Genomic DNA, 20818 nt, shown 5'->3' on the forward strand with positions numbered 1-20818 from the left:
TACCGAAAGGACAGATCAATCATGAATACAACACAAAAGGTCGCCATCGTGACCAGCGCATCCCAGGGCATTGGCGCTGAAATCGTCAAGACCTATCGCAAGCTCGACTATCGCGTGCTGGCCACCTCGCGCTCGATCAAGCCGTCCGATGACGCCGACGTCATGACGGTGGCCGGCGACATCGGCGAGCGCTCCACCGCACAGCGCGTGGTCGAGCAAGCCCTTGCAAGCTTCGGCCGTGTCGATACGCTGGTCAACAACGCCGGCATCTACATCGGCAAGCCCTTTACCGAAAATACCCTGGAGGACTACAACGCCATCATGAACGTCAACATGGCCGGTTTCTTCCACATCACCCAGCTGGCCCTGGCCGAAATCGAGAAGCAGGACGGTGGCCATGTCATCACCGTGACCGGCAGCATCGACAACGGCATCAAGGGCGCTTACTCAGGATTGGCTGCACTCACCAAGGGCGGACTCAACGCGGCCACCCGGGCACTGGCGATCGAATATGCAGAAAAGCGCATTCGCTTCAATGCGGTTGCACCGGGAGCCACCAGCACGCCGATGCAAGCGGGGAAAGATCACGCCATGCTTGGGCGCTTCCATCCGCTGGGCCGCATCGGTGAGGCGAGCGAAGTGGCCGACGCCATTATGTTTCTGGAGGCGGCAGGTTTCATCACCGGCGAGGTCGTGCACGTGGACGGTGGCCGACACGCAGGCCGCTGACGCCTTGGTAGGCAGGGCAGTGCAGCGATCGTGGAATCTGCGATAGTTGCAAAGCCGAACTAAGCGCCAGGAAACATGCGGTCCCAATAGGGCGGCGATCCGATTGCATTGACGAGGAAGGCGGAGACCTCGCGTACCTTTTGCGAGCGCAGCCGATTTTCCGGCGAGAGAATCTGGATGTAGTGCGGGTCGGCATAAGCCGATATCTCCCAGTCCTGCAGCAGCGCCACCAGCCGTCCTTCGGTGAAACTGGCCGGCGAATAAAGCCATGTCGGCATCAGCACGATGCCACGTCCGGCCAGTGCAGCGTTGATGAGCACTTCGGAATTGTTGCTGCGTAACGGGCCGCCCACGACCAGGGGTTCGAATGCTTCGTTGGAAGCGCGCCTGAAGTGCCATCGCTGCGGTTCCCGCAGGCCTTTGTACAGCAAGCAATTGTGCTGCAGGAGATCCTCCGGCGTTTGCGGGATGCCGCGCTCATGGAGATACTGCGGACTTGCGGCCAGCACGTAGTGCAGGGAACAAACGGTCTTGCCGATCAAGCCGGAGTCGACCAGGCCGCCCACGCGGATGGTCACGTCGGCGCCCTCCAGCACCGGATCGATGAAGGTATTGGTCAGCGTCAGTTCGACCAGCAGATCCGGATACTTGTCTTGCAGCTGGTTGACCAGGTGAGAGATATGCAGTCGGCCCAGCGAATCGGGCGCGTTGATCTTGAGCAGCCCGCGGATGCCTTTGTTCGTGTCCTCGAACTGGTCGGATGCGGAATCCAGAAGTTCGACCGCTGGCCGTACGTTCGCATAGTAACGCTGCCCCTGTTCGGTAAGACGCACGGCACGCGTGCTGCGGTAAAAAAGCTGTTGGCCGAGTTCCGTCTCCAGCGACGAGATGGCACGCGATACCGACGAGGCCGGCACTTCAAAATGACGTGCCGTTGCCAGGAAGCTGCCGGAGGTGGCGACCATCATGAAATAGCGTAAGGTCTGGACGTGCATGCTTGCCCTTGTAATTGTTTCGCGAATCTTGACTTCTGCAGGTGATGGGGACGACTGGCGAACGCGTCTATTCCCGATGTTCTGGAGAACCGCGGTTTGAGCATCCTGCAGCGATCGTCGCACGTTGCGCAAGCCCCGCCCAAGACACGATACCGAATTCGCCTTGGTCCGTGAAGCATCATCTCGCCCAATGGTTGCACTCGGGCCTTTCTCGCGGGCTCTTCCATGTTCGCGTTGTTGTAGGCCATACCTCTGCAAGCGCCGGCGATATACCTGGTGGGCATCCCCGGCATGCAATCATGAACGACTCGGTTTCCGATGCTGCATGTCCGGGCATGCCAGTATCAGATCGCCATGATCGATGTGCAAAGACGCTCAGTGATGGCCAGGCAATGGCAGCGCCGTCGTCAGTTTGGTTTCTTCCAGCGAAATGCTGGTCTCGGTTTCGCCAACGCTGTCGATGATGATCAGCCTGTCCCGGATGAACTTGCGGCAAGCGTCGACACTTTCAACGCGCAGCATCAGCAGGTAGTCGTAATTTCCCGTGACCAGATGGCAGGTCATGATCTCCGACATGTTCCTGATCGCCGCCTCGAAGGCATCCACCGCCTTCTTGCTTTGGGTGCGCAATCGCACGTGAATGAATGCGGTCAGCCCGAGACCGATTTTAGGACCATCGACCAGTGCCACGTATCGCTTGATGATCCCGTCCTCTTCCATCTGCTTGACCCGGCGCGCGCAGGGCGTCGGCGAGAGCCCGACGCGCTCGGACAATTCCTGGATGGTCAGGTGCGCATTCTCTTGCAACGCCCGCAGGATCTGTATGTTGAATTTATCCAGAGTCATGTGCCCCCCAAAAAGCTAATCTAAAAATTTGGTTTTTTTCACTACATCCGACAGCTCGCAGCAATGATTTTAGCTAAATCCGCTCCTTCGGTGAGCGTATTCTGCACGCATGACTACCTTACTTCTTTTCCTCAATGCCCTGCTCGTCGGGCTCGGCTCTTCCATGGTCCTGTCACAGAATGCGGAAGTCCTCCCCATCGTCGGGGTAGGTCATCGCATGTTGGGTGCGGGTGTGATTTTGCTGTTGATCGCCTGGGGAAGCGGGAAACGCCTGCATCTTGAGCGCCGCCACGTGGCCTGGGTGGCAATGCAAGGCATCGCCATGTTCGGCCTGGCCTACGTAGCCTTTTACAACGCAGTTCTGCACATCCCCAGCGGACTGGTGGCCTTGGTACTGTCGATTTCGCCGATGATCACGGCACTTCTCTCACGCATTTTGACGGGAGACATACCGACGACCACCGACAAGGTCGGCATGGGCTTCGGGGTATTGGGCATCTTCATTGTCTTCGGCGGCGGGATGGGACAGCTGATCGTCGACCCGTCCTTCCGGCACGAACTGATGCTCGGTCTGGCTTGGGCCCTGATGGCGGCATTCTCGACGGCAGCGGGAACGGCCATCGGTGCGCGCAATCGGGTCAATGGAATCTGGGGTATCGCCACCGTTGGCTGGGGGCTCTTGTTCAGCGGCGCGTCCTGCCTGGCGGTCGCTTCGATGGAAGGTGCGGCGATCGTGTCGGCGTACTCGGCGTCTTATTTGGGAGGACTGGCGTACCTGGTCCTGGCCGGCTCGGTGGCCGCTTTCCTGCTCTACTTCGAACTGATCAAACGCACAGGCCCTGCCAGGGCATCATTTTCCTTCGTTCTTGTCCCGGTGGTGGCGATCTTCATGTCGGTCATCAGGGAGGGCGTGGCCGTGACGCTGCCATTGATCGCAGGGACCAGCATCGCGTTGCTGGGCAATATCGTCGTGTTGGCACAGCCATCCAAAGGGATGCAAGGAATTGCGCCATCGAAGTGATCGCAGCTGAGAGCGGAAGGCGGGCAGCTTCAGCCCACGTGATAAAGATGCACCGGCCGGAACCCCAATCGCTCCTTGTGCCGCGCAATCTTCTGCAGCATCCGCAAGCCCTCCTCATGCCCGGCCACCACCACCCGGCGCACGGCGCTGCGGCCTTCGATGCCGTCCCAGGCCTGGGTGAGCACCCAGTCGCCCAGCAGGTCCTGCACCAGGTCCACCGTGAAAATGGCGCGCGTCTTGCCGTCGGTGAAGTGCAGGCGCGTGGCCACGGTCACGGGCAGTGCATGGGTGACGTGGTCAGCGGAATCGATCATGGCAAAAACAGGGCTACGGAACGGCGGGCGTGGATGATAGCAGGACGGCGAGGGAATACAAGAACCAACGGCAATAGTCCGGAAATGAAACTAAGCGCCCGGCACCGGGCCGGACGGCGATTCCGTCAACTATTTACAGGTTCGGCGCCAGCCAGCGTTCCACCTCTTCCTTGGGCACATGGCGGCGCTCTGCCATATCCACGACCTGGTCTTCGCCGATCTTGCCGACCACGAAGTACTTCGACTGCGGATGCGCGAAGTAGAAGCCCGACACCGAGGCGCCGGGGAACATGGCGTACGACTCGGTCAACTGCATGCCGATCTCGTCGCACTGCATGACGCGGAAAGCGTCCGCCTTGACGGTGTGCTCCGGGCAGGCCGGATAGCCGGGGGCGGGACGGATGCCGAGATATTTTTCCTTGATGAGATCGGTGCTGCTCAGGTTCTCATCGGCCGCATAGCCCCACAGGTCCTTGCGCACGCGTTCATGCAGGTATTCGGCGAAGGCTTCGGCCAGGCGGTCCGCCAGGGCCTTGAGCATGATCGAAGAGTAGTCGTCGTGGGCATCCTCGAAGCGCTTTTCGTATTTCTCGATACCCAGGCCGGCGGTCACGGCAAACATGCCGATGTAATCCTGCACGCCCGATGCCTTGGGTGCGATGAAGTCCGACAGGCACTGGTTGGGACGCGCCACGCCATCGACCACCGGCTTCTCGGTCTGCTGGCGCAGGCCGTAATAGGTGAAGGCGACCTGGCTGCGGCTGTCGTCGGTGTAGATCTCGATGTCATCATCATTGACGGTGTTGGCCGGCAGCAGCGAGATGACGCCGTTGGCGGTGAGCCAGCGGCCATCGATGATCTTCTTCAGCATGGCCTGGGCTTCCTGGAAGACCTTGGTCGCGGCTTCGCCCACGACTTCATCGGTGAGGATAGCTGGGTAAGGGCCGGCCAGGTCCCAGGTCTGGAAGAACGGACCCCAGTCGATATAGTTGGCCAGCAAACCCAGGTCCACATTCTTGAACAGGCGACGGCCGATGAACTTGGGCTTGACCGGGGCGAATTCCAGCTTGGTCTTGTTGGCGCGGGCTGCCGCCAGCGGCAGCATGGGCGCGGCCTTCTTGCTGGCGTGCTGTTCGCGGATGCGTTCGTAGTCGGCGTTGAGGTCGGCCACGTACTGCGTCTTCTGCTCGTCGGCCAGCAGCGATTGCGCCACCGACACGGCACGCGAGGCGTCCGGCACGTAGACCACCGGGCCTTCGTAGTTGGGGGCGATCTTGACGGCCGTGTGGGCACGCGAGGTCGTGGCACCGCCGATCATCAGCGGCATCTTGAGACCCGCGAAATACGGATCGCGCTGCATTTCCTTGGCGACATACGCCATCTCTTCCAGCGACGGGGTGATCAGGCCGGAGAGGCCGATGATGTCGGCCTTCTCTTCCTTGGCCTTGGCCAGGATCTCGGCGCAGGGCACCATCACGCCCATGTTGACGACCTCGAAGTTGTTGCACTGGAGGACGACGGTGACAATGTTCTTGCCGATGTCGTGGACATCGCCCTTGACGGTGGCGATGACGATCTTGCCCTTGGGCTTGGCGACTTCACCGGTGGCGATTTCGAGCTGGCGCTTCTCTTCTTCGATGAAGGGGATCAGGTGCGCCACGGCCTGCTTCATCACGCGCGCCGACTTGACCACCTGCGGCAGGAACATCTTGCCCTGGCCGAACAGGTCGCCGACCACGTTCATGCCATCCATCAGCGGACCTTCGATCACGTGGATGGGACGGCCGCCATCGGCGGCGACCTGCTGGCGCACCTCTTCGGTGTCTTCCACGATCCACTGCGTGATGCCGTGCACCAGCGCATGCGAGAGGCGCTTGGCCACCGGCAGGTTGCGCCATTCGAGGGTGGCTTCTTCCTTCTTGTCGCCGGCCTTGAGCGTGGCGGCGTATTCGATCATGCGCTCGGTGGCGTCTTCGCGGCGGTTCAGGACCACGTCTTCCACACGCTCGCGCAGCTCGGCCGGCAGGTCGTCATAGACGCCGATCATGCCGGCATTGACGATGCCCATGGTCATGCCGGCCTTGATGGCGTGATACAGGAAGACGGTATGGATCGCTTCGCGCGCCGGGTCATTGCCGCGGAAGCTGAAGGACACGTTGGAGACACCGCCGCTGATCTTGGCGTAGGGCAGGTTCTGGTGGATCCAGCGGGTGGCTTCGATGAAGTCGACCGCGTAGTTGTTGTGTTCCTCGATGCCGGTGGCGACGGCAAAGATGTTGGGGTCGAAGATGATGTCTTCGGGCGGGAAGTCCAGCTTGTCCACCAGCAGGCGATAGGCGCGTTCGCAGATCTCGATCTTGCGGGCGAAGGTATCGGCCTGGCCCACTTCGTCGAAGGCCATGACGATGACGGCCGCACCATAGCGGCGGCACAACTTGGCTTCGCGCAGGAATTTCTCCTCGCCTTCCTTCATCGAGATGGAGTTGACGATGGACTTGCCCTGCACGCACTTCAGGCCCGCTTCGATGACTTCCCACTTGGAGGAGTCGATCATGATGGGCACGCGTGCGATGTCGGGCTCGGAGGCGATCAGGTTGAGGAAGCGCGTCATGGCGGCGACCGAGTCAAGCATCGCCTCATCCATGTTGATGTCGATGATCTGCGCACCGTTCTCGACCTGCTGGCGGGCCACCGCCAGGGCTTCGTCGTATTGCTCGTTGAGGATCAGGCGGGCGAAGGCCTTGGAGCCGGTGACGTTGGTGCGCTCGCCGACGTTCACGTAGAGCGACTGGTCATTGATGGTGAAGGGCTCCAGGCCCGACAGGCGCATCTCGTGCGTGGGCTCGGGCAGCTTGCGCGGGGCGATCGTGGCGACCGTCTCGGCAATGGCCTTGATGTGCGGCGGCGTAGTGCCGCAGCAGCCGCCGGCGACGTTGACGAAACCGCTCTCGGCGAATTCCTTCAACAGGGCCGAGGTGACATCCGGGGTTTCATCGAAGCCGGTGTCACTCATCGGATTGGGCAGGCCGGCGTTGGGGTAGATGCAGACGTAGGTGTCGGCGATCTTGGAGAGCTCTTCCGCATAGGGGCGCATCAGGGCCGCACCGAGGGCGCAGTTCAGGCCCACGGTCAGCGGGCGCGCATGGCGGATGGAGTTCCAGAAGGCGGTCACGGTCTGGCCCGAGAGAATGCGGCCGGATGCATCGGTGACGGTGCCCGAGATCATGATGGGCAGGCGCTTGCCGCTCTCTTCGAAGAAAGTATCAATGGCGAACAAAGCCGCCTTGCAGTTGAGCGTGTCGAAGATGGTCTCGACCAGCAGCACGTCGGCACCGCCTTCGACCAGCGCACGGGTCTGCTCCAGGTAGGCCGCCACCAGCTGATCGAAGGTGACGTTGCGCGCGGCCGGGTCGTTGACGTCTGGCGAGATGGAGGCCGTCTTGGGCGTGGGGCCGAGGGCACCGGCCACGAAGCGCGGCTTGTCCGGGGTCGAGTACTTGTCGCAGGCCGCACGGGCCAGGCGCGCCGATTCCACGTTCATCTCGTAGACCAAGTGCGCCATGTGGTAATCGTCCTGGGCCACGCTGGTGGCGCCGAAGGTATTGGTCTCGATCAGGTCGGCACCGGCAGCCAGGTATTGCTCGTGGATTTCCTGGATGATGTGCGGCTGGGTCAGCGAGAGCAGTTCATTGTTGCCCTTGACGAAGAGATCCTTGCCGGGAACGCTGAAGTCGGCGAAACGCTGGCCGCGATAATCCTCTTCGGTCAGCTTGTAGCGCTGGATCATGGTGCCCATCGCACCATCGAGGATGAGGATGCGCTGCGACATCAGGTCGCGCAGCAGCAATTCGGTCTGGCACAGTTCGTTCGGCTTCATCTGGCGTTTTTCTCTGGTAACGGCAACAATGCGAGGCCTGATCCCGCACGCAAAGACGTTGCGGATAAAAAAACCGGCCAGAAAAGGACCGGTTCCACAGGCAAAAAGTGAACCCGATTATACGCCAAAGCACCCTCCCCCCGCCTCCCGGCAGGCTTCGCGGGCGGGGCTTAGTTGCAAATTGTTAACTACTTATCCCCATGCCAGATCACCCGCCCATCCTCATCCTGACCGCCCTGGAAAGTGAACTCGATGCCGCCGCCGCCCCGGCGGGGGTCAAGGTGGTCTATTGCGGCGTGGGCAAGGTCAACGCCGCCCTGCATGCGACCCAGGCCATCCTGACCCATCGCCCGCGTGCACTCATCAATTTCGGCACGGCCGGCAAGATCGATCCGGGGCACGACGGGCTGCTGGAAGTGGCATCCGTCATCCAGCGCGACATGGCAGCCATGCCGCTGGCACCGCGCGGGGTGACGCCGCTGATGAACCAGGAGCAACAGCCGGCACGCCTGGATTCCGGCTATCCCGGCGTGCTGTGCGGCACCGGCGACAGCTTCGTGACGGCGGCCGATGACTGGCTGCTGGAACAGAAGGTCGATCTGGTGGATATGGAATTGTTTGCCATCGCCCGCGTGTGCCGGCACTTTGGCTTGCCGTGGCGGGCCTTCAAGTTCATCACCGATGGGGCCGATGACGATGCGGCCGATGACTGGCAAGCGCGCGTGCATCTGGGCGAGGAACTGTTCTGGCGGCATCTGCCGCTGGTGCTCAGGCAGTTCGAGGGAGAACAGGCGCGTTGAGTCGCGCAGGCATTCACGTCCGGAGGGAGGACTTAGTTCGCGCCTGAACCAAAGTCCTCATGCCTGCCTGAAGGTGGTCGCGACGCTCAGGCGAAGCGGCCGCCTTCCAGCGGGAAGCCCTTCAGGAATTCCGCCGCCGGCAGGCGCTTGCCGCCCGGCTTCTGCAGTTCCGTCAGCAGCAATGCGCCTTCGCCACAGGCCACCACGATGCCGGCCTGGGCATCGGCCGACAGCACCTGGCCCGGCTCGCCAGGCTGTGCCACCTTGACCGGACGCGCCTGCCACAGCTTGACCACGGTATCGCCAAACCGGCCGGTCGCGCCGGGGAAGGGATTGAAGGCGCGGATGCGGCGGGCCAGTTGCTCGGCACTTTGGGTGAAGTCGAGCGCGGCCTCCTCCTTGGCGATCTTGGCGGCGTAGTTGGCCCCTTCTTCCGGCTGCGGCGTGGCCGGCAGCGTGCCCTGCTCCAGCCGGGCGATGGCTTCCACGATCATCTTGCCGCCCAGCGCGGCCAGCTTGTCATGCAGGCTGCCGGTGGTGTCGTCTTCGGCGATGGGGAGGCTTTCGATGAGCATCATGGGGCCGGTGTCGAGGCCCTCTTCCATCTGCATGATGGTGATGCCGGTCTCGGCGTCACCGGCCTCGATGGCGCGATGGATGGGGGCGGCGCCCCGCCAGCGCGGCAGCAGCGAGCCGTGGATGTTGATGCAGCCCAGGCGCGGGATGTCGAGCACGCTGCGCGGCAGGATCAGGCCATAGGCGGCCACCACCATCACGTCATGCGGGGTCGATTGCAGCAGGGCGTGGGCTTCCTGCGCCACGTCCGGATACTTGCCGTTCAGGCGCAAGGAGACCGGCTGTGCCACCGGCGTGCCGTGCTTGATCGCACACTGCTTCACGGGCGAGGCCTGCAGCTGCATGCCGCGTCCGGCGGGACGGTCGGGCTGGGTCAGCACCAGCGTGATCTCGTGACCGGCGGCGTACAGCGCTTCGAGCGCGACGGCGGCGAATTCCGGCGTGCCGGCAAAAATGATCTTCATGAAAAACTCCAGGAGCGGCCGCAGCCGCCAGATTTACAGATTGCGTTTCTTGTGGGGCGCGCGGGCGAAGGCCATATCGTACAGCCAGTTCGGCAGCAGCCGCAGCAGCTTGGCCACCACCCCCATCTGCCAGGGAATGACGCGATAGCTCACGCCCTCGGCGATGCTCTCGACGGCACGCTCGGCAAAACGCTCCACCGGCATCAGGAAGGGCATGGGATAGGTGTTCACACGGGTCATCGGGGTATCGATGTAGCCGGGCGCGATGGTCACGACCTTGATGCCGGAGGAGCGCAATTCTACCCGCAGCGATTCGCAGTAACTGATCACGGCCGACTTGGAGGCGCTGTAGGCCCCCGCCCCCGGCAAGCCGCGAATGCCCGCCACGCTGCCGATGCCGACCAGGCGGCAGCGATTGCGCTGCGCGGGTGGCGCGGCCTTCATGCGCGCCACGAAGGGCGTGAAGGTGGCAAAGGTAGCCGTGACGTTGACGGCCAGGATGCGTTCGAAGGCCGGCAGGTCTTCCTGGTATTCGGTCAGCGTGCCCTGCGAAATGCCGGCGTTGGCAATGACCACGTCTGCCCCGCCGAACTCGGCCAGGAAGGAGTCGGCGGCGGCGCCCAGGGCCGCGTGGTCGGTGACGTCGAGGGCGTAGACGCGGTGCCGTTCAGGATGCGGCAGGCTGGCGCGCAGGGCCTCCAGCTCGGCCGTGCGGCGGGCGACCAGGCCGAGGATGGCCCCGCGGCGGGCGTAGGCATGCGCCAGGGCCATGCCGATACCGCTGGAGGCGCCGGTCAGGAATACGCGTTCCTGGGCTGCAACGACGAGAGGGTTGGCCATGCCTGCTCCTGAGGTGAGTTGAAGGTTTAGGTAATTTCTACTGCCCAAATGACAACGGTCCGCGGCCTTGCGGACGCGGACCGTGTGGAACGGGTGAAGCTTATTTCTTTTTCGCGGGGGTGCTGCCAGCGGCCTTTTCAGCAGCGACCTTGGCCACCAGGTGATCCATCACCTGCAGGGCGGCGGCTTGCTGCATCGATTCCGGCTGGTTGGCCAGGGCCACGCCGACCACGGCGGGCGAGGTCACGTAACGGCCATCGATGGCGATCATGGGCACGCCGTCGACCTTGTAGGCTTCCTGCAGCTGGGCGGCGCGGCGGGCCTTGGTCTGCACGCCGAAGGAGTTGTACAGGTCGAGGAATTTCTGCTTGTCCAGGCCGATCTTCTCGATGTAGGCCAGGATGGTCTTGTCGGTGTTGATGCGCTGGTTTTCCACGTGGATGGCCTGGAAGATCTTGGGGGTCAGCTCGTCAGCCTTGCCCATGGCTTCCAGCGTGTAGTAGAGCTTCTGCTGCGGTACGAAGCTGTCGCGGAAGGCCACCGGCACCTTCTTGAAGCTGATCTTGTCGCCCTGCTTCTTGACCCAGGCCGTCAGCGACGGGTCCCAGGCCGCGCAGTGCGGGCAGTCGAACCAGAAGAACTCGGTGACTTCGACCTTGTTGCCGGAGTCCGTCGGCTGGGCCTGCTCCAGCACGCGGTAGTCGCTGCCCACTTGCGGATTGGCCGGCGAGGCCGAAGCGCCGACGCTGGCGCTCAAAGCCAGCACGCCGAAGCTGACCGCAGCCAGCAGCTTTTGATGGAAACGCATGGTATTACCCTCTCTGATGGATAGTCGGTGGGAACGACCCTTGGTCGTTCCGCGCCCGTCGTGCCGGTCGGTCATCCCCTGCCGCCGGCATCCACGGTGCGCTCTGGATTACTTGGGAATGCGCACGATGGCGGCATCAACCCCGTTATCGGACAGCTTGCTGCGCGTGCGGTTCATCGACTCCGCATGCTCGAAGGGACCGATGCGCACGCGATAGAGCACGCCACTGTCGGCCGTGCGTTCGGTGACCTTGGCCTCGAAGCCCAGCAGGGCCAGCTTGGCGCGGGCACTTTCGGCATCGGCCTGGTCGCGGAAGGCGCCAGTCTGCAGGAAGTAGGTCCACTTGTCGTCGTTGGTGTCGTTCTTGACAGCCGGGGTCGCAGGCGTGGTGGCCGAGGGCTTGGCGTCAGCCGTCTTGGTCTCCGATTTGGACGGTGCCGGGGTAGCCGGGCTGGACTGCGGCGCCGGGGCCACTGGCGGCACCGGCTGGGCGGCGGCCGTGTTGGGCGGCACCGGCGTCTGCGACTGCTGCTGGTCGCGCGCAGCTTCGCGGGCGATGTCGCGGTTGCCGTAGAGCGGACGGTTGGGATCGGCCGCCTGGGCCGGCGTCGGGTCGGCGCGCTCGGGGCGCGTCACCTTGTTGACGAAGGGGATGGGCGACTTGGTGATCATCAGTGCCACACCCACGGCGATCCCCAGGCCGACGATCAAACCCAGGATCAGGCCGAGCAGCGTACCGCCGGCCTGCTTGTGATATTTCGCGTTCAACGGTTTCACGTTTCTCTTTAGCTGCTTGTTTTACATTCTGGCCGGAGCCGATACGCCCAACAATGCCAGGCCGTTGCGCAGCACCTGGCGGGTGGCGGACAACAGCGCCAGGCGTGCAGACCTGGTTGGGACATCGTCGACCAGCACGCGTTCCGCATTGTAGTAGCTATGCAGTTCGCCTGCCAGATCGCGCAGGTAGAAGGCCACCTGGTGCGGTCCCAGTTCCTGCAGGGCATGGGCCAGCATGTCCGGATACTCGGCCAGCTTGGCCAGCAGCGACGCTTCGCGCGGGGCGGTCAAGAGCGACAGGTCAGCCGTGGTCTTGAGCGCTTCTTCATCCACGCCCGACTTGCCCAGCACGGTGCAGATGCGGGCGTGGGCGTACTGGACGTAATAGACCGGGTTTTCATCGGACTGCGCCAGCGCCAGATCGACGTCGAAGACGAACTCGGTATCGGCCTTGCGCGAGATCAGGAAGAAGCGCACCGCATCGCGGCCGCGCGTGAGGTCGCGCTCCTGGCCCTCGACCGCCTCGCCGGCCGACCATTCGATCAGGTCGCGCAGGGTGACGTAGGAACCGGCGCGCTTGGAAATCTTGACCTCTTCGCCATTGCGCATGACGGTGACCATCTTGTGCAGCACGTAGTCGGGATAACCCTGCGGGATGCCCACACCGGCGGCTTGCAGGCCGGCGCGCACGCGGGCGATGGTGCCGTGGTGGTCGCTGCCCTGGATATTGATGACCTTGCCGTAGCCGCGTTGCCACTTGTTGATGTGATAGGCGACGTCGGGCACGAAGTAGGTATAGGTGCCGTCGGTCTTCTTCATGACGCGATCCTTGTCGTCGCCATAGTCGGTGGTGCGCAGCCAGAGCGCGCCATCCTGCTCGTAGGTCTTGCCGGCGGCAATGAGCGCATCCACGGCGGCGGCTACCTTGCCGTCGGCGTAGAGCGAGGACTCGAGGTAGTAATTGTCGAACTTCACGCCGAAGGCCTGCAGGTCCAGGTCCTGCTCGTGGCGCAGGTAGGCCACGGCGAAGCGGCGGATCGAGTCCATGTCTTCCACATCGCCGCTGCCGGTGACGGGTTCGCCATCGCTGGCCGAGACGGTCTTCTTGTCGAGGAAGTCGCGGGCGATGTCGGCGATGTAGTCGCCGTTGTAGGCCGACTCGGGCCACTCGGCGTCACCCGGCTTGAAGCCGCGCGCACGCGCCTGCACCGAGGTGGCCAGGGTGGCGATCTGCACGCCGGCATCGTTGTAGTAGAACTCGCGCAGCACGTCATAGCCCTGGGCTTCCAAGAGCGAGGACAGTGCATCGCCCAGGGCGCCCTGGCGACCATGGCCCACGTGCAGCGGACCGGTGGGATTGGCCGAGACGAACTCGACCAGCACCTTCTTGCCGGCACCCAGGCTGCCACGGCCGAAGGCCTCGCCCTGTTCGTGGATCACCTTGACCACCGCCTGCTTGGCGGCAGCCGCCACGCGCAGGTTGATGAAGCCGGGGCCGGCGATCTCGACGGACTCCACCAGGCCTTCGCGCGCCGGGTCGGCCATGACGGCGGCCACGATGGCTTGTGCCAGTTCGCGCGGATTCTTCTTCAGCGGCTTGGCCAGCTGCATGGCGATGTTGCAGGCGATGTCGCCGTGCGAGGCATCGCGCGGACGCTCCAGGGTGATGGTCGGGGTCAGGCCGCTATCAGCCAGCAGCGGCTGCAAGGCGGACGAGAACAGGTCGGAGATGCGTTGTTTCTGTTGTGCGAGCATGGGAATGAGGGGTAAAGCGGAAGCGGCCGAGGCGCTGGTCTGGCAGGCTGCGCCGCGCGGAGGGATCGCTTGCAATTGGTTGAGCAGCCGAGATTATACCGGCTAGGCGCGCCATGTTGGCTGCCCGAGCAAGCAGCTTGCACGCGGGCAAGCTCTCTGTTGCATAAAGATGCCGCAATCACAACAAAGCATGCCGCCGCGCTTGGGACACCCTGGGACACTGTTAGAACAATTTTGCAACAAACTTCACCGCGCATGTCGAGACACGCCGGGGACCCGCCAGCGGCGGGCCTGCGTTCATATATCGACTGGATCGACTTCCAGCGACCAGCGGGCCCGGGTCTTGAGTTGCCGCAACTCGGCCAGCCAGTGTTTGAGGAAGCCCTGCAGCGCCGGACGCGAAGGGCATTCGATGAGCAGCTGGGCGCGCTCCACGTTGGCCACCCGCATCAGCGTCATGGGGATCGGTTCGTTGATGGTGATGGCGGGGGCGTCCAGCAAGGCGGCGGCCTCCTTCAGGAATCCCAGGGCCGTGTCCAGCTCGCGCGCCTCGGCCCGCAGCAGCGCCTGGTACATGAAGGGCGGGAAATGGGCCTGGCGGCGCTCCTCCAGCAAGTCGCCGGCAAAGCCGTCGTAGTCGTGGCGCATCACGGCCTGGTACAGCGGGTGATGCGGATAGCGGGTCTGGATCAGCACCTCGCCCGAGCTGCCATCGGCGGACAGCCCGGCCCGGCCGGCGCGGCCGGCCACCTGCATCAATTGGGCAAAGAGCCGTTCGCTGGCGCGGTAGTCGTGCGAGAACAGTGCCGTATCGGGATTGAGCACGCCCACCAGCGTGAGCTTTTTGAAATCGTGTCCCTTGGCCACCATCTGGGTGCCGACCAGGATATCCACCTCGCCCCGGTGCACGCTGTCGAAGGCGCTCTGGGCCGAGCCCTTCAGGCGGGTCGAATCGGCATCGATGCGCAGCACGCGCGCGCCGGGGAAGATCGCCTGCAATCCCTCCTCCACCCGCTGGGTGCCGCGCCCCAAGGGCTGCAGGTCGACGTTGCCGCAGGTCGGGCAGGCACGCGGGATGGCCAGTTCCAGGCTGCAATGGTGGCAGCGCAGGCGGCGCTCGGGCCGGTGCACCACCATGAAGGCATCGCAGCGCATGCAGTTGCTGATCCAGCCGCAGGCGTCGCAGGCCAGCACCGGCGCATAGCCGCGGCGGTTCAGGAACAGCAGTGACTGCTCGCCCTGCTCCAGGCGCTTGCGCACGGCGGCGATCAGGCCGGCGGTAAGGCCGTCGACGGGCTTGTCGCGCTCCATGTCGATCACCTTGACCGTGGGCAGCACCGCCTGCTGGGCCGCGCGCTGGCGCAGCTCCAGCCGGCGGTAGCGGCCTGCCTGGGCGTGGTGCCAGGTTTCCAGCGAGGGCGTGGCCGAGCCCAGCACCACGGGAATGCCGAGCTGGTGCGCGCGCCACACCGCCAGGTCGCGTGCGGAATAGCGCAGGCCTTCCTGCTGCTTGTAGGAGGGATCGTGTTCCTCGTCGATGACGATGAGCTTCAACGACGGCAGCGAAGACAGGATCGCCAGCCGCGTGCCCAGCACGATGTGAGCCTGGCCCAGGTGCGCGGCCAGCCAGTTGCGGGCGCGCTCGCCCTCGGCCAGCCCGCTGTGCAGCGCCACCACGTTCAGGTGCGGGAAGCGTGCGCGGATGTTGCCTTCCAGCTGCGGGGTCAGGTTGATTTCAGGTACCAGCACCAGGATCTGCGCGGGGGCTGGCGCGGGCTGGCCAGGGTCGGCCGTGTCGGTCTGCTCCTCGCCGTTGCCCGGTGCGACCTCCTCGGCCGCGCGGCGCAGGATGGCGGCAGCGGCTTGCAGGTAGACCTCAGTCTTGCCGCTGCCGGTGACGCCGTACAGCAGCAGCGGCGCAAATCCCCTGGCGCCCGCGATGGCGTCCACGGCCTGCTGCTGGGCCGGGTTCAGCGGCGGTGCCTCACCCAGCTGCAGCGGATCGGGCGCAGCCTGCGGGCCGGGTTCGACTGCCTCGACGGTGATCGCTTCGGTGTCGGCGCGAGTCTTGCGGCGCGCCTTTGTCTTTTTGGGGGCGACCAGACGGCCCAGGGCTTTGAGCGCCTTGTCCAGCGCCACCGTGGTCAGCGCACGCAGGTTCTTGGGCAGCCCGGGCAGCATCACCTCACCGAGCGGGCGCTGGTAGTAGTCGGCCGCGAAGCCGCACAGCGCCAGCCAGTGCGCCGACATGGGCGGCAACTGGTGCCGCACGGCAATGACGTCCTTGATCTTGTCGGCCTGCAAGTCGGTCTGGTCCGCATGGCCGACCACCACGCCCACAGCTTCGCGGCGGCCGAACGGTACCACCACCAGCTGGCCGATGGCCGGCATGGGCTCCTCCGGCGTGGCCGGCTGCCAGCGGTAATCGAAGACGGTATGCAGGGGCGTATCGAGCGCCACCTTGAGCAGGCGTTGTTCCACGAACTTAAAGTCAATCCTGAAAAACCGGGCTAAGCCTCGGTTTCATCGTCATTTTTGGACCTATCCACATACACTGTGGATAACTTTGGGGACAAGTGCCACTTGACATCGCCCCGCGCAGTCTGGCTGCGGCTTGCGATGCGTTGCCCAAATCGGGGGCAAAAAATTAAGTCAATGAAATCAATGACTTGCAACCAGGGCTTGAAACACGAAAAATATTTTTTCATGGACGCTTTGCGCATGTGGGCATTGCCTCCTGTGTGCATAAGTCTGCACTTAGGGGCAATGGGCCCAGCGTTTGTCAAGTCCTGACCGACGGAATTTTGTCGACTTTGGATTGCATGCTGTTATCTCACTGTCCTACAAACTTAAAGTAAACCTTCAAAGATTTCGATAAGCAACGGTTTTGTAAACGCTTTTGGTGCTTATGCACAGCATCTGTGGATAACTTTGTGGGCAACTGCCTATTGACAAGCTCGCAAGCCACGGCTAGTGCACTTTTCCACGCAATGTCGCTTCGGCGATCGAAAAATAAATCCAATAAAATCAAAGGGTTGCGCATGAGCACTCTGCGCAAACCTTCATATTCAAATAAATTTGATTCTCAATCAAGAATTCCGCCTGCGTGTGCATAAGTCCCTCGCCAGTGGCACGAATGTGCATATGGGCTTGGCCAGTCGCACAAATATGAACAGATAACGACAGATACGCGCACGTTCAGCCGCGCAGCGAGCGGCTGATCTCGTGTACGGCCTGCGCGAGCGTGGCGACCGCTTCCGGCGGGGTGTGCTGGGAGATGCCGTGGCCCAGGTTGAAGACATGTCCGCTGCCGGTACCGGGACGGCCGAAGGACTCCAGCAGCTTGCGCACTTCGGTGCGGATGGCGTCGTCACCGGCAAAGAGCACATTGGGGTCGAGGTTGCCCTGCAGCGCTACCTTGTCGCCCACGCGGCGGCGCGCTTCGCCCAGGTTGACGGTCCAGTCCAGGCCCACGGCGTCGGCGCCGATGGCGGCGATCTGCTCCAGCCACAGGCCACCGCCCTTGGTGAAGACGATCACCGGGATATGCTGGCCATCGTGCTGGCGCTGCAGTTGGCTGACCACCTGCTGCATGTAGGCCAGCGAGAATTGCTGGTAGATGCCATCGGCCAGCGCACCACCCCAGGTGTCGAAGATCATCACGGCCTGGGCACCGGCGGCGATCTGCGCGTTCAGGTAGGCGGCCACGGCATCGGCATTGGTCTTGAGGATGTGGTGCATCAGGTCCGGACGGCGATAGAGCAGGCTCTTGACCAGGCGGAAATCATCCGAGCCGCCGCCTTCGACCATGTAGCAGGCCAGGGTCCAGGGGCTGCCGGAGAAGCCGATCAGGGGCACGCGGCCGTCGAGTTCGCGGCGGATCTGGGTGACGGCCTTGAAAACGTAGTCCAGCTTGCCCAGGTCGGGGGCCTGCAGGGCCTGGATGGCCGCCTCATCACGCAAGGGGCGCTCGAACTTGGGACCTTCCCCATCGGCGAAATACAGGCCCAGGCCCATGGCGTCAGGCACGGTGAGGATGTCGGAGAAGAGAATGGCGGCATCCAGCGGGTAGCGTTCCAGCGGCTGCAGCGTGACCTCGGTGGCGTAGTCCGGATTGGTGGCCAGGCCCATGAAGGAGCCGGCACGGGCGCGCGTGGCGCGGTATTCCGGCAGGTAGCGGCCCGCCTGGCGCATCAGCCACAGCGGCGTGTACTCGGTGGGCTGGCGCAGCAGCGCACGCAGGAAGGTATCGTTTTTGAGCGGAGCGAAGGTGGACATGGAAGAAGAAGAGGACATGGTCGGCCTGCAATGCGGTCTGACGACAATCCGGCATTATCGCATCCTCCGCGCATGGCTTCCGGCTAATTGTCGCTATCAGCGTGCGCTGATATTGATGCAGGTCGTGGCGCGCGGTTTTGCTATGATCCGGTGGCTGTCCCCAGCCGGTCCTACCAATGAACAAGAAGCGGACCGCATACCGTGTCAACGTCCATCTCCACCATCATCATCCACGAGGAGCTTCCATGAAGTCCATCATCCGCACCGTCCTGCTCGCAGGCCTGGCCGCCCTGTCGCTCTGCCTGACGCTGTCGGCGGCCCGTGCCGACGACGCCGTCCCAGCCTCACGCCTGGACCAGGTACTCAAGGCCGGCAAGCTGCGCATCTGCATGACCGGCGACTACAAGCCATTTACCTACTATCGCCCCGACCAGACCTTCGAAGGCATGGACGTGGAACTCGGCCAGGCGCTGGCCAAGTCGCTGGGGGTGGAGGCGCAGTTCGTCAAGACCACCTGGAGCACCCTGATGAATGACTTCATCGCCCAGTGCGACGTGGCCATGGGCGGCGTCTCGATCACCCTCGATCGCGCCCGCAGGGCGGCCTTCTCCGAGCCGGTCATGGTGGATGGGAAAGCGCCCATCATCCGCTGTGCCGACAAGGAAAAATTCCGCAACTTCGACATGATCGACCAGCCCGGCACGCGCGCCATCGTCAACCCGGGCGGCACCAACGAGCGCTTTGCCAAGGCCCGCTACAAGAACGCGACCTTGCTCCAGCATCCGGACAACGTCACCATCTTCCAGCAGATCATCGATGGCAAGGCCGATGTGATGGTGACCGATGCCAGCGAAACCCTGTGGCAATCCAAGCTGCATCCGGAACTGTGCCCGGTGCAGCCGGACCAGCCGCTGCAATTTGCCGAGAAGGCCTACCTGCTGCCGCGTGGCGATGTCGCCTTCAAGGCCTACGTCGATACCTGGCTGCACCTGGCCAAGGCCACCGGCGAATACCAGCGCATCTTCGACAAGTGGCTCAAGTAATCAACTAGGGTCGGCTGCGCCGCTCCCGGCTTCAGTCGAACTTGAGGTCCTTGAGTTCGGGCTTGGGGTCGGGGAAGCGCAGCTTGAGCTTCTGCAGGGTCTCCAGGACCACATTGGCCACCAGCAGGTTGCGGTGGGTCTTGGAGTCGGCCGGCACCACATACCAGGGCGCGTGCAGCGTGCTGGTCTGGCGCAGCACCTCCTGGTAGCGCTGCTGGTAGGCATCCCAGAACTTGCGCTCGGCCAGGTCTTGCGGGTCGAATTTCCAGTGCTTGTTGGGATCATCGATGCGCGACTGCAGCCGCGATTTCTGCTCGGCCTTCGAGATGTGCAGGAAGAACTTCAACACCACCGTTCCGGTCTCCCACAGCATGCGTTCGAAGTCGTTGATCTGGCGATAGCGGCGCTTGCACTCCTTGTCGTCGATCCAGTCGTGCACGCGGGTGATGAGCACGTCCTCGTAGTGGCTGCGATTGAAGACGGCGATCTCCCCTGCCACCGGTACCTGCGCATGCACGCGCCAGAGGTAGTCGTGCGCCAGTTCGATGGCGGTCGGCCCCTTGAAGTTGGCGATGCGGATGCCCTGCGGGTTGACGGCAGCAAAGACGTCATTGACCGTGCCATCCTTGCCGCTGGTATCCATGCCCTGCAGGATCACCAGCACCTTGTGCTTGTGGCCGGCATAGAGCATCTGTTGCTGCAGGCCGATCTCGGCCGCCAGGCGCTGCACGGTGGCGCGGTCGGTTTCCTTGTTGCCGCTGGAGAGCGGCTTGGTGGAGGCGTCGCTTTCCTTGAGGACGAACTTGGGATGGACGATGAATTGCGGGCCGATTTTCTTTGCCATGCTGTCTCGCTTTTTCTCGTTATAAATGATTTACGGATTTCACCAGCCTGGCATTACAACACGCCATGCAACTGCCCCATGGCATGTTCGATCTTGATGCACTTGTCCATGACCACCTTCAACCCGGCCGCACGCGCGCGGGCAGCGGCCTCTTCGTGAACGATATCGAGCTGCATCCACACGCATTCGGCGCCGATGGCGATGGCCTCCTCCACCACCGGCGGAATGTCGGCCGACTTGCGGAAGCAATCGACGATGGCAATGCGCAGGCCGTCCTGCGCCAATGCCGCGCTGGCCTCCCGCAAGCTGGCATGGCAGTGCTCGCCCAGGATGGTCTGGCCGGCGTACATGGGATTGACGGCGACGATGCGGTATCCCGCTGACTGCATATAGGCGGCCACGTCAAAGCTGGCGCGCTCGGGACGGTTGGACAGGCCGACCACGGCAATGATGGGCTTGCCATGCTGGCGCGCTGTGGTCGAAGAAGGCGATGCGGAAGATGCGGGTGCAGCTGACGACATGGGGGCTCCTGTCCGGCTGATGGAAATGAGGCTAATGCTATCAATGATTGGGTCGGACGGAATTGGTTCTATCCTTCACGTCAGCGCACTTTACCCGAGGATGAAAGTTGCCGCAGCGCCAGTGTGCGCGACATGTGGGCAAACTTGATCCAGGTTGATTCATACGGCCTGGAAGCCGCCAGATTTGGTCAGCCCTGGGGCGGCAGAAGCACCCAGGATCTGCATGGAAGAACTGGCCACGCGCATGAGAGGAACTGTGCGCGCATGAAAAAAGGCAGCCGAAGCTGCCTTTCATCTACTTCTGTACTGCTGTGCTGCCGTGCCGGAGCG

The 20818-nt window shown here is 63.2% G+C and carries 17 protein-coding genes; 4 read left to right on the forward strand and 13 right to left on the reverse strand.

Translation table 11 applies throughout. The features are described from left to right. Positions 1-21: 21 nt before the first annotated feature. The gene (locus CEJ45_RS10810; RefSeq protein WP_088755127.1) at positions 22-729 is read left to right on the forward strand and encodes an SDR family NAD(P)-dependent oxidoreductase; all 708 of its coding nucleotides are present in this window, start codon (positions 22-24) and stop codon (positions 727-729) included. Positions 730-788: 59 nt separating this feature from the next. Here CEJ45_RS10810 and CEJ45_RS10815 read toward each other — a convergent pair whose 3' ends face one another. Together CEJ45_RS10815 and CEJ45_RS10820 are read right to left on the reverse strand one after the other, a co-directional pair. Beyond that, a complete protein-coding gene (locus tag CEJ45_RS10815) occupies positions 789-1724 on the reverse strand; it encodes a LysR family transcriptional regulator (RefSeq protein WP_088755128.1) in 936 nt (311 codons plus the stop codon). A 375-nt stretch (positions 1725-2099) separates the two neighbouring features. After that, positions 2100-2570, reverse strand: a complete 471-nt coding sequence (locus tag CEJ45_RS10820; protein ID WP_088755129.1) for an Lrp/AsnC family transcriptional regulator — start codon at positions 2568-2570, stop codon at positions 2100-2102. 109 nt (positions 2571-2679) lie between these two features. On the opposite strand from CEJ45_RS10820, the gene CEJ45_RS10825 reads away from it, so the two are divergent. Continuing rightward, positions 2680-3591: a DMT family transporter gene (locus CEJ45_RS10825; RefSeq protein WP_088755130.1), complete on the forward strand. Its 912-nt coding sequence runs from the start codon at positions 2680-2682 to the stop codon at positions 3589-3591. A 29-nt stretch (positions 3592-3620) separates the two neighbouring features. Here the strand turns inward: CEJ45_RS10825 and CEJ45_RS10830 are convergent, their stop codons facing one another. Continuing rightward, positions 3621-3905, reverse strand: a complete 285-nt coding sequence (locus CEJ45_RS10830; RefSeq protein WP_034336458.1) for a WGR domain-containing protein — start codon at positions 3903-3905, stop codon at positions 3621-3623. A gap of 133 nt (positions 3906-4038) precedes the next feature. Continuing rightward, the gene (metH, locus tag CEJ45_RS10835; protein WP_088755131.1) at positions 4039-7782 is read right to left on the reverse strand and encodes a methionine synthase; all 3744 of its coding nucleotides are present in this window, start codon (positions 7780-7782) and stop codon (positions 4039-4041) included. Positions 7783-7982: 200 nt separating this feature from the next. Between metH and CEJ45_RS10840 the strand changes: the two genes are divergently transcribed. After that, positions 7983-8582, forward strand: a complete 600-nt coding sequence (locus tag CEJ45_RS10840; protein ID WP_088755132.1) for a phosphorylase family protein — start codon at positions 7983-7985, stop codon at positions 8580-8582. Positions 8583-8668: 86 nt separating this feature from the next. Here CEJ45_RS10840 and fmt read toward each other — a convergent pair whose 3' ends face one another. The 7 genes from fmt to hemE all read right to left on the reverse strand — a co-directional run bounded on the left by fmt (position 8669) and on the right by hemE (position 18098). Then, positions 8669-9622: a methionyl-tRNA formyltransferase gene (gene fmt / locus CEJ45_RS10845; protein ID WP_088755133.1), complete on the reverse strand. Its 954-nt coding sequence runs from the start codon at positions 9620-9622 to the stop codon at positions 8669-8671. A 33-nt stretch (positions 9623-9655) separates the two neighbouring features. Continuing rightward, positions 9656-10462: an SDR family oxidoreductase gene (locus tag CEJ45_RS10850; RefSeq protein ID WP_088755134.1), complete on the reverse strand. Its 807-nt coding sequence runs from the start codon at positions 10460-10462 to the stop codon at positions 9656-9658. A gap of 100 nt (positions 10463-10562) precedes the next feature. Further along, complete coding sequence (locus CEJ45_RS10855) at positions 10563-11270, reverse strand: thiol:disulfide interchange protein DsbA/DsbL (RefSeq protein WP_088755135.1); 708 nt, start codon at positions 11268-11270, stop codon at positions 10563-10565. A gap of 108 nt (positions 11271-11378) precedes the next feature. Continuing rightward, on the reverse strand, positions 11379-12047 hold the full coding sequence (locus CEJ45_RS10860) for an SPOR domain-containing protein (RefSeq protein WP_088755136.1): 669 nt from the start codon (positions 12045-12047) through the stop codon (positions 11379-11381). 21 nt (positions 12048-12068) lie between these two features. Then, a complete protein-coding gene (gene argS, locus CEJ45_RS10865) occupies positions 12069-13802 on the reverse strand; it encodes an arginine--tRNA ligase (RefSeq protein ID WP_088755137.1) in 1734 nt (577 codons plus the stop codon). Positions 13803-14099: 297 nt separating this feature from the next. Then, positions 14100-16283 (reverse strand): primosomal protein N', encoded by a 2184-nt coding sequence (locus CEJ45_RS10870; protein WP_088755138.1) that lies wholly within the window; start codon positions 16281-16283, stop codon positions 14100-14102. Positions 16284-17000: 717 nt separating this feature from the next. After that, complete coding sequence (gene hemE, locus CEJ45_RS10880) at positions 17001-18098, reverse strand: uroporphyrinogen decarboxylase (RefSeq protein WP_088755140.1); 1098 nt, start codon at positions 18096-18098, stop codon at positions 17001-17003. 227 nt (positions 18099-18325) lie between these two features. Between hemE and CEJ45_RS10885 the strand changes: the two genes are divergently transcribed. Beyond that, positions 18326-19123, forward strand: coding sequence for a transporter substrate-binding domain-containing protein (locus CEJ45_RS10885; protein WP_088755141.1), 798 nt, complete (start codon positions 18326-18328; stop codon positions 19121-19123). Positions 19124-19154: 31 nt separating this feature from the next. Here the strand turns inward: CEJ45_RS10885 and CEJ45_RS10890 are convergent, their stop codons facing one another. Both CEJ45_RS10890 and CEJ45_RS10895 read right to left on the reverse strand, forming a co-directional pair. After that, positions 19155-19967 (reverse strand): polyphosphate kinase 2 family protein, encoded by an 813-nt coding sequence (locus CEJ45_RS10890; protein WP_088755142.1) that lies wholly within the window; start codon positions 19965-19967, stop codon positions 19155-19157. Positions 19968-20020: 53 nt separating this feature from the next. Beyond that, on the reverse strand, positions 20021-20488 hold the full coding sequence (locus CEJ45_RS10895; RefSeq protein ID WP_088755143.1) for a CoA-binding protein: 468 nt from the start codon (positions 20486-20488) through the stop codon (positions 20021-20023). Between the last annotated feature and the right edge of the window lie 330 nt (positions 20489-20818).

Origin of the sequence: Herbaspirillum aquaticum (genome assembly GCF_002213425.1) — a bacterium.
Classification (GTDB): domain Bacteria; phylum Pseudomonadota; class Gammaproteobacteria; order Burkholderiales; family Burkholderiaceae_D; genus Herbaspirillum; species Herbaspirillum aquaticum.

Bases quoted from the DNA above. Each gene is read 5' to 3' on its own strand.
- CEJ45_RS10810 (WP_088755127.1), top strand. From the start codon at position 22: ATGAATACAACACAAAAGGTCGCCATCGTGACCAGCGCATCCCAGGGC.
- CEJ45_RS10815 (WP_088755128.1), bottom strand. From the start codon at position 1,724: ATGCACGTCCAGACCTTACGCTATTTCATGATGGTCGCCACCTCCGGC.
- CEJ45_RS10820 (WP_088755129.1), bottom strand. From the start codon at position 2,570: ATGACTCTGGATAAATTCAACATACAGATCCTGCGGGCGTTGCAAGAG.
- CEJ45_RS10825 (WP_088755130.1), top strand. From the start codon at position 2,680: ATGACTACCTTACTTCTTTTCCTCAATGCCCTGCTCGTCGGGCTCGGC.
- CEJ45_RS10830 (WP_034336458.1), bottom strand. From the start codon at position 3,905: ATGATCGATTCCGCTGACCACGTCACCCATGCACTGCCCGTGACCGTG.
- metH (WP_088755131.1), bottom strand. From the start codon at position 7,782: ATGAAGCCGAACGAACTGTGCCAGACCGAATTGCTGCTGCGCGACCTG.
- CEJ45_RS10840 (WP_088755132.1), top strand. From the start codon at position 7,983: ATGCCAGATCACCCGCCCATCCTCATCCTGACCGCCCTGGAAAGTGAA.
- fmt (WP_088755133.1), bottom strand. From the start codon at position 9,622: ATGAAGATCATTTTTGCCGGCACGCCGGAATTCGCCGCCGTCGCGCTC.
- CEJ45_RS10850 (WP_088755134.1), bottom strand. From the start codon at position 10,462: ATGGCCAACCCTCTCGTCGTTGCAGCCCAGGAACGCGTATTCCTGACC.
- CEJ45_RS10855 (WP_088755135.1), bottom strand. From the start codon at position 11,270: ATGCGTTTCCATCAAAAGCTGCTGGCTGCGGTCAGCTTCGGCGTGCTG.
- argS (WP_088755137.1), bottom strand. From the start codon at position 13,802: ATGCTCGCACAACAGAAACAACGCATCTCCGACCTGTTCTCGTCCGCC.
- hemE (WP_088755140.1), bottom strand. From the start codon at position 18,098: ATGTCCTCTTCTTCTTCCATGTCCACCTTCGCTCCGCTCAAAAACGAT.
- CEJ45_RS10885 (WP_088755141.1), top strand. From the start codon at position 18,326: ATGAAGTCCATCATCCGCACCGTCCTGCTCGCAGGCCTGGCCGCCCTG.
- CEJ45_RS10890 (WP_088755142.1), bottom strand. From the start codon at position 19,967: ATGGCAAAGAAAATCGGCCCGCAATTCATCGTCCATCCCAAGTTCGTC.
- CEJ45_RS10895 (WP_088755143.1), bottom strand. From the start codon at position 20,488: ATGTCGTCAGCTGCACCCGCATCTTCCGCATCGCCTTCTTCGACCACA.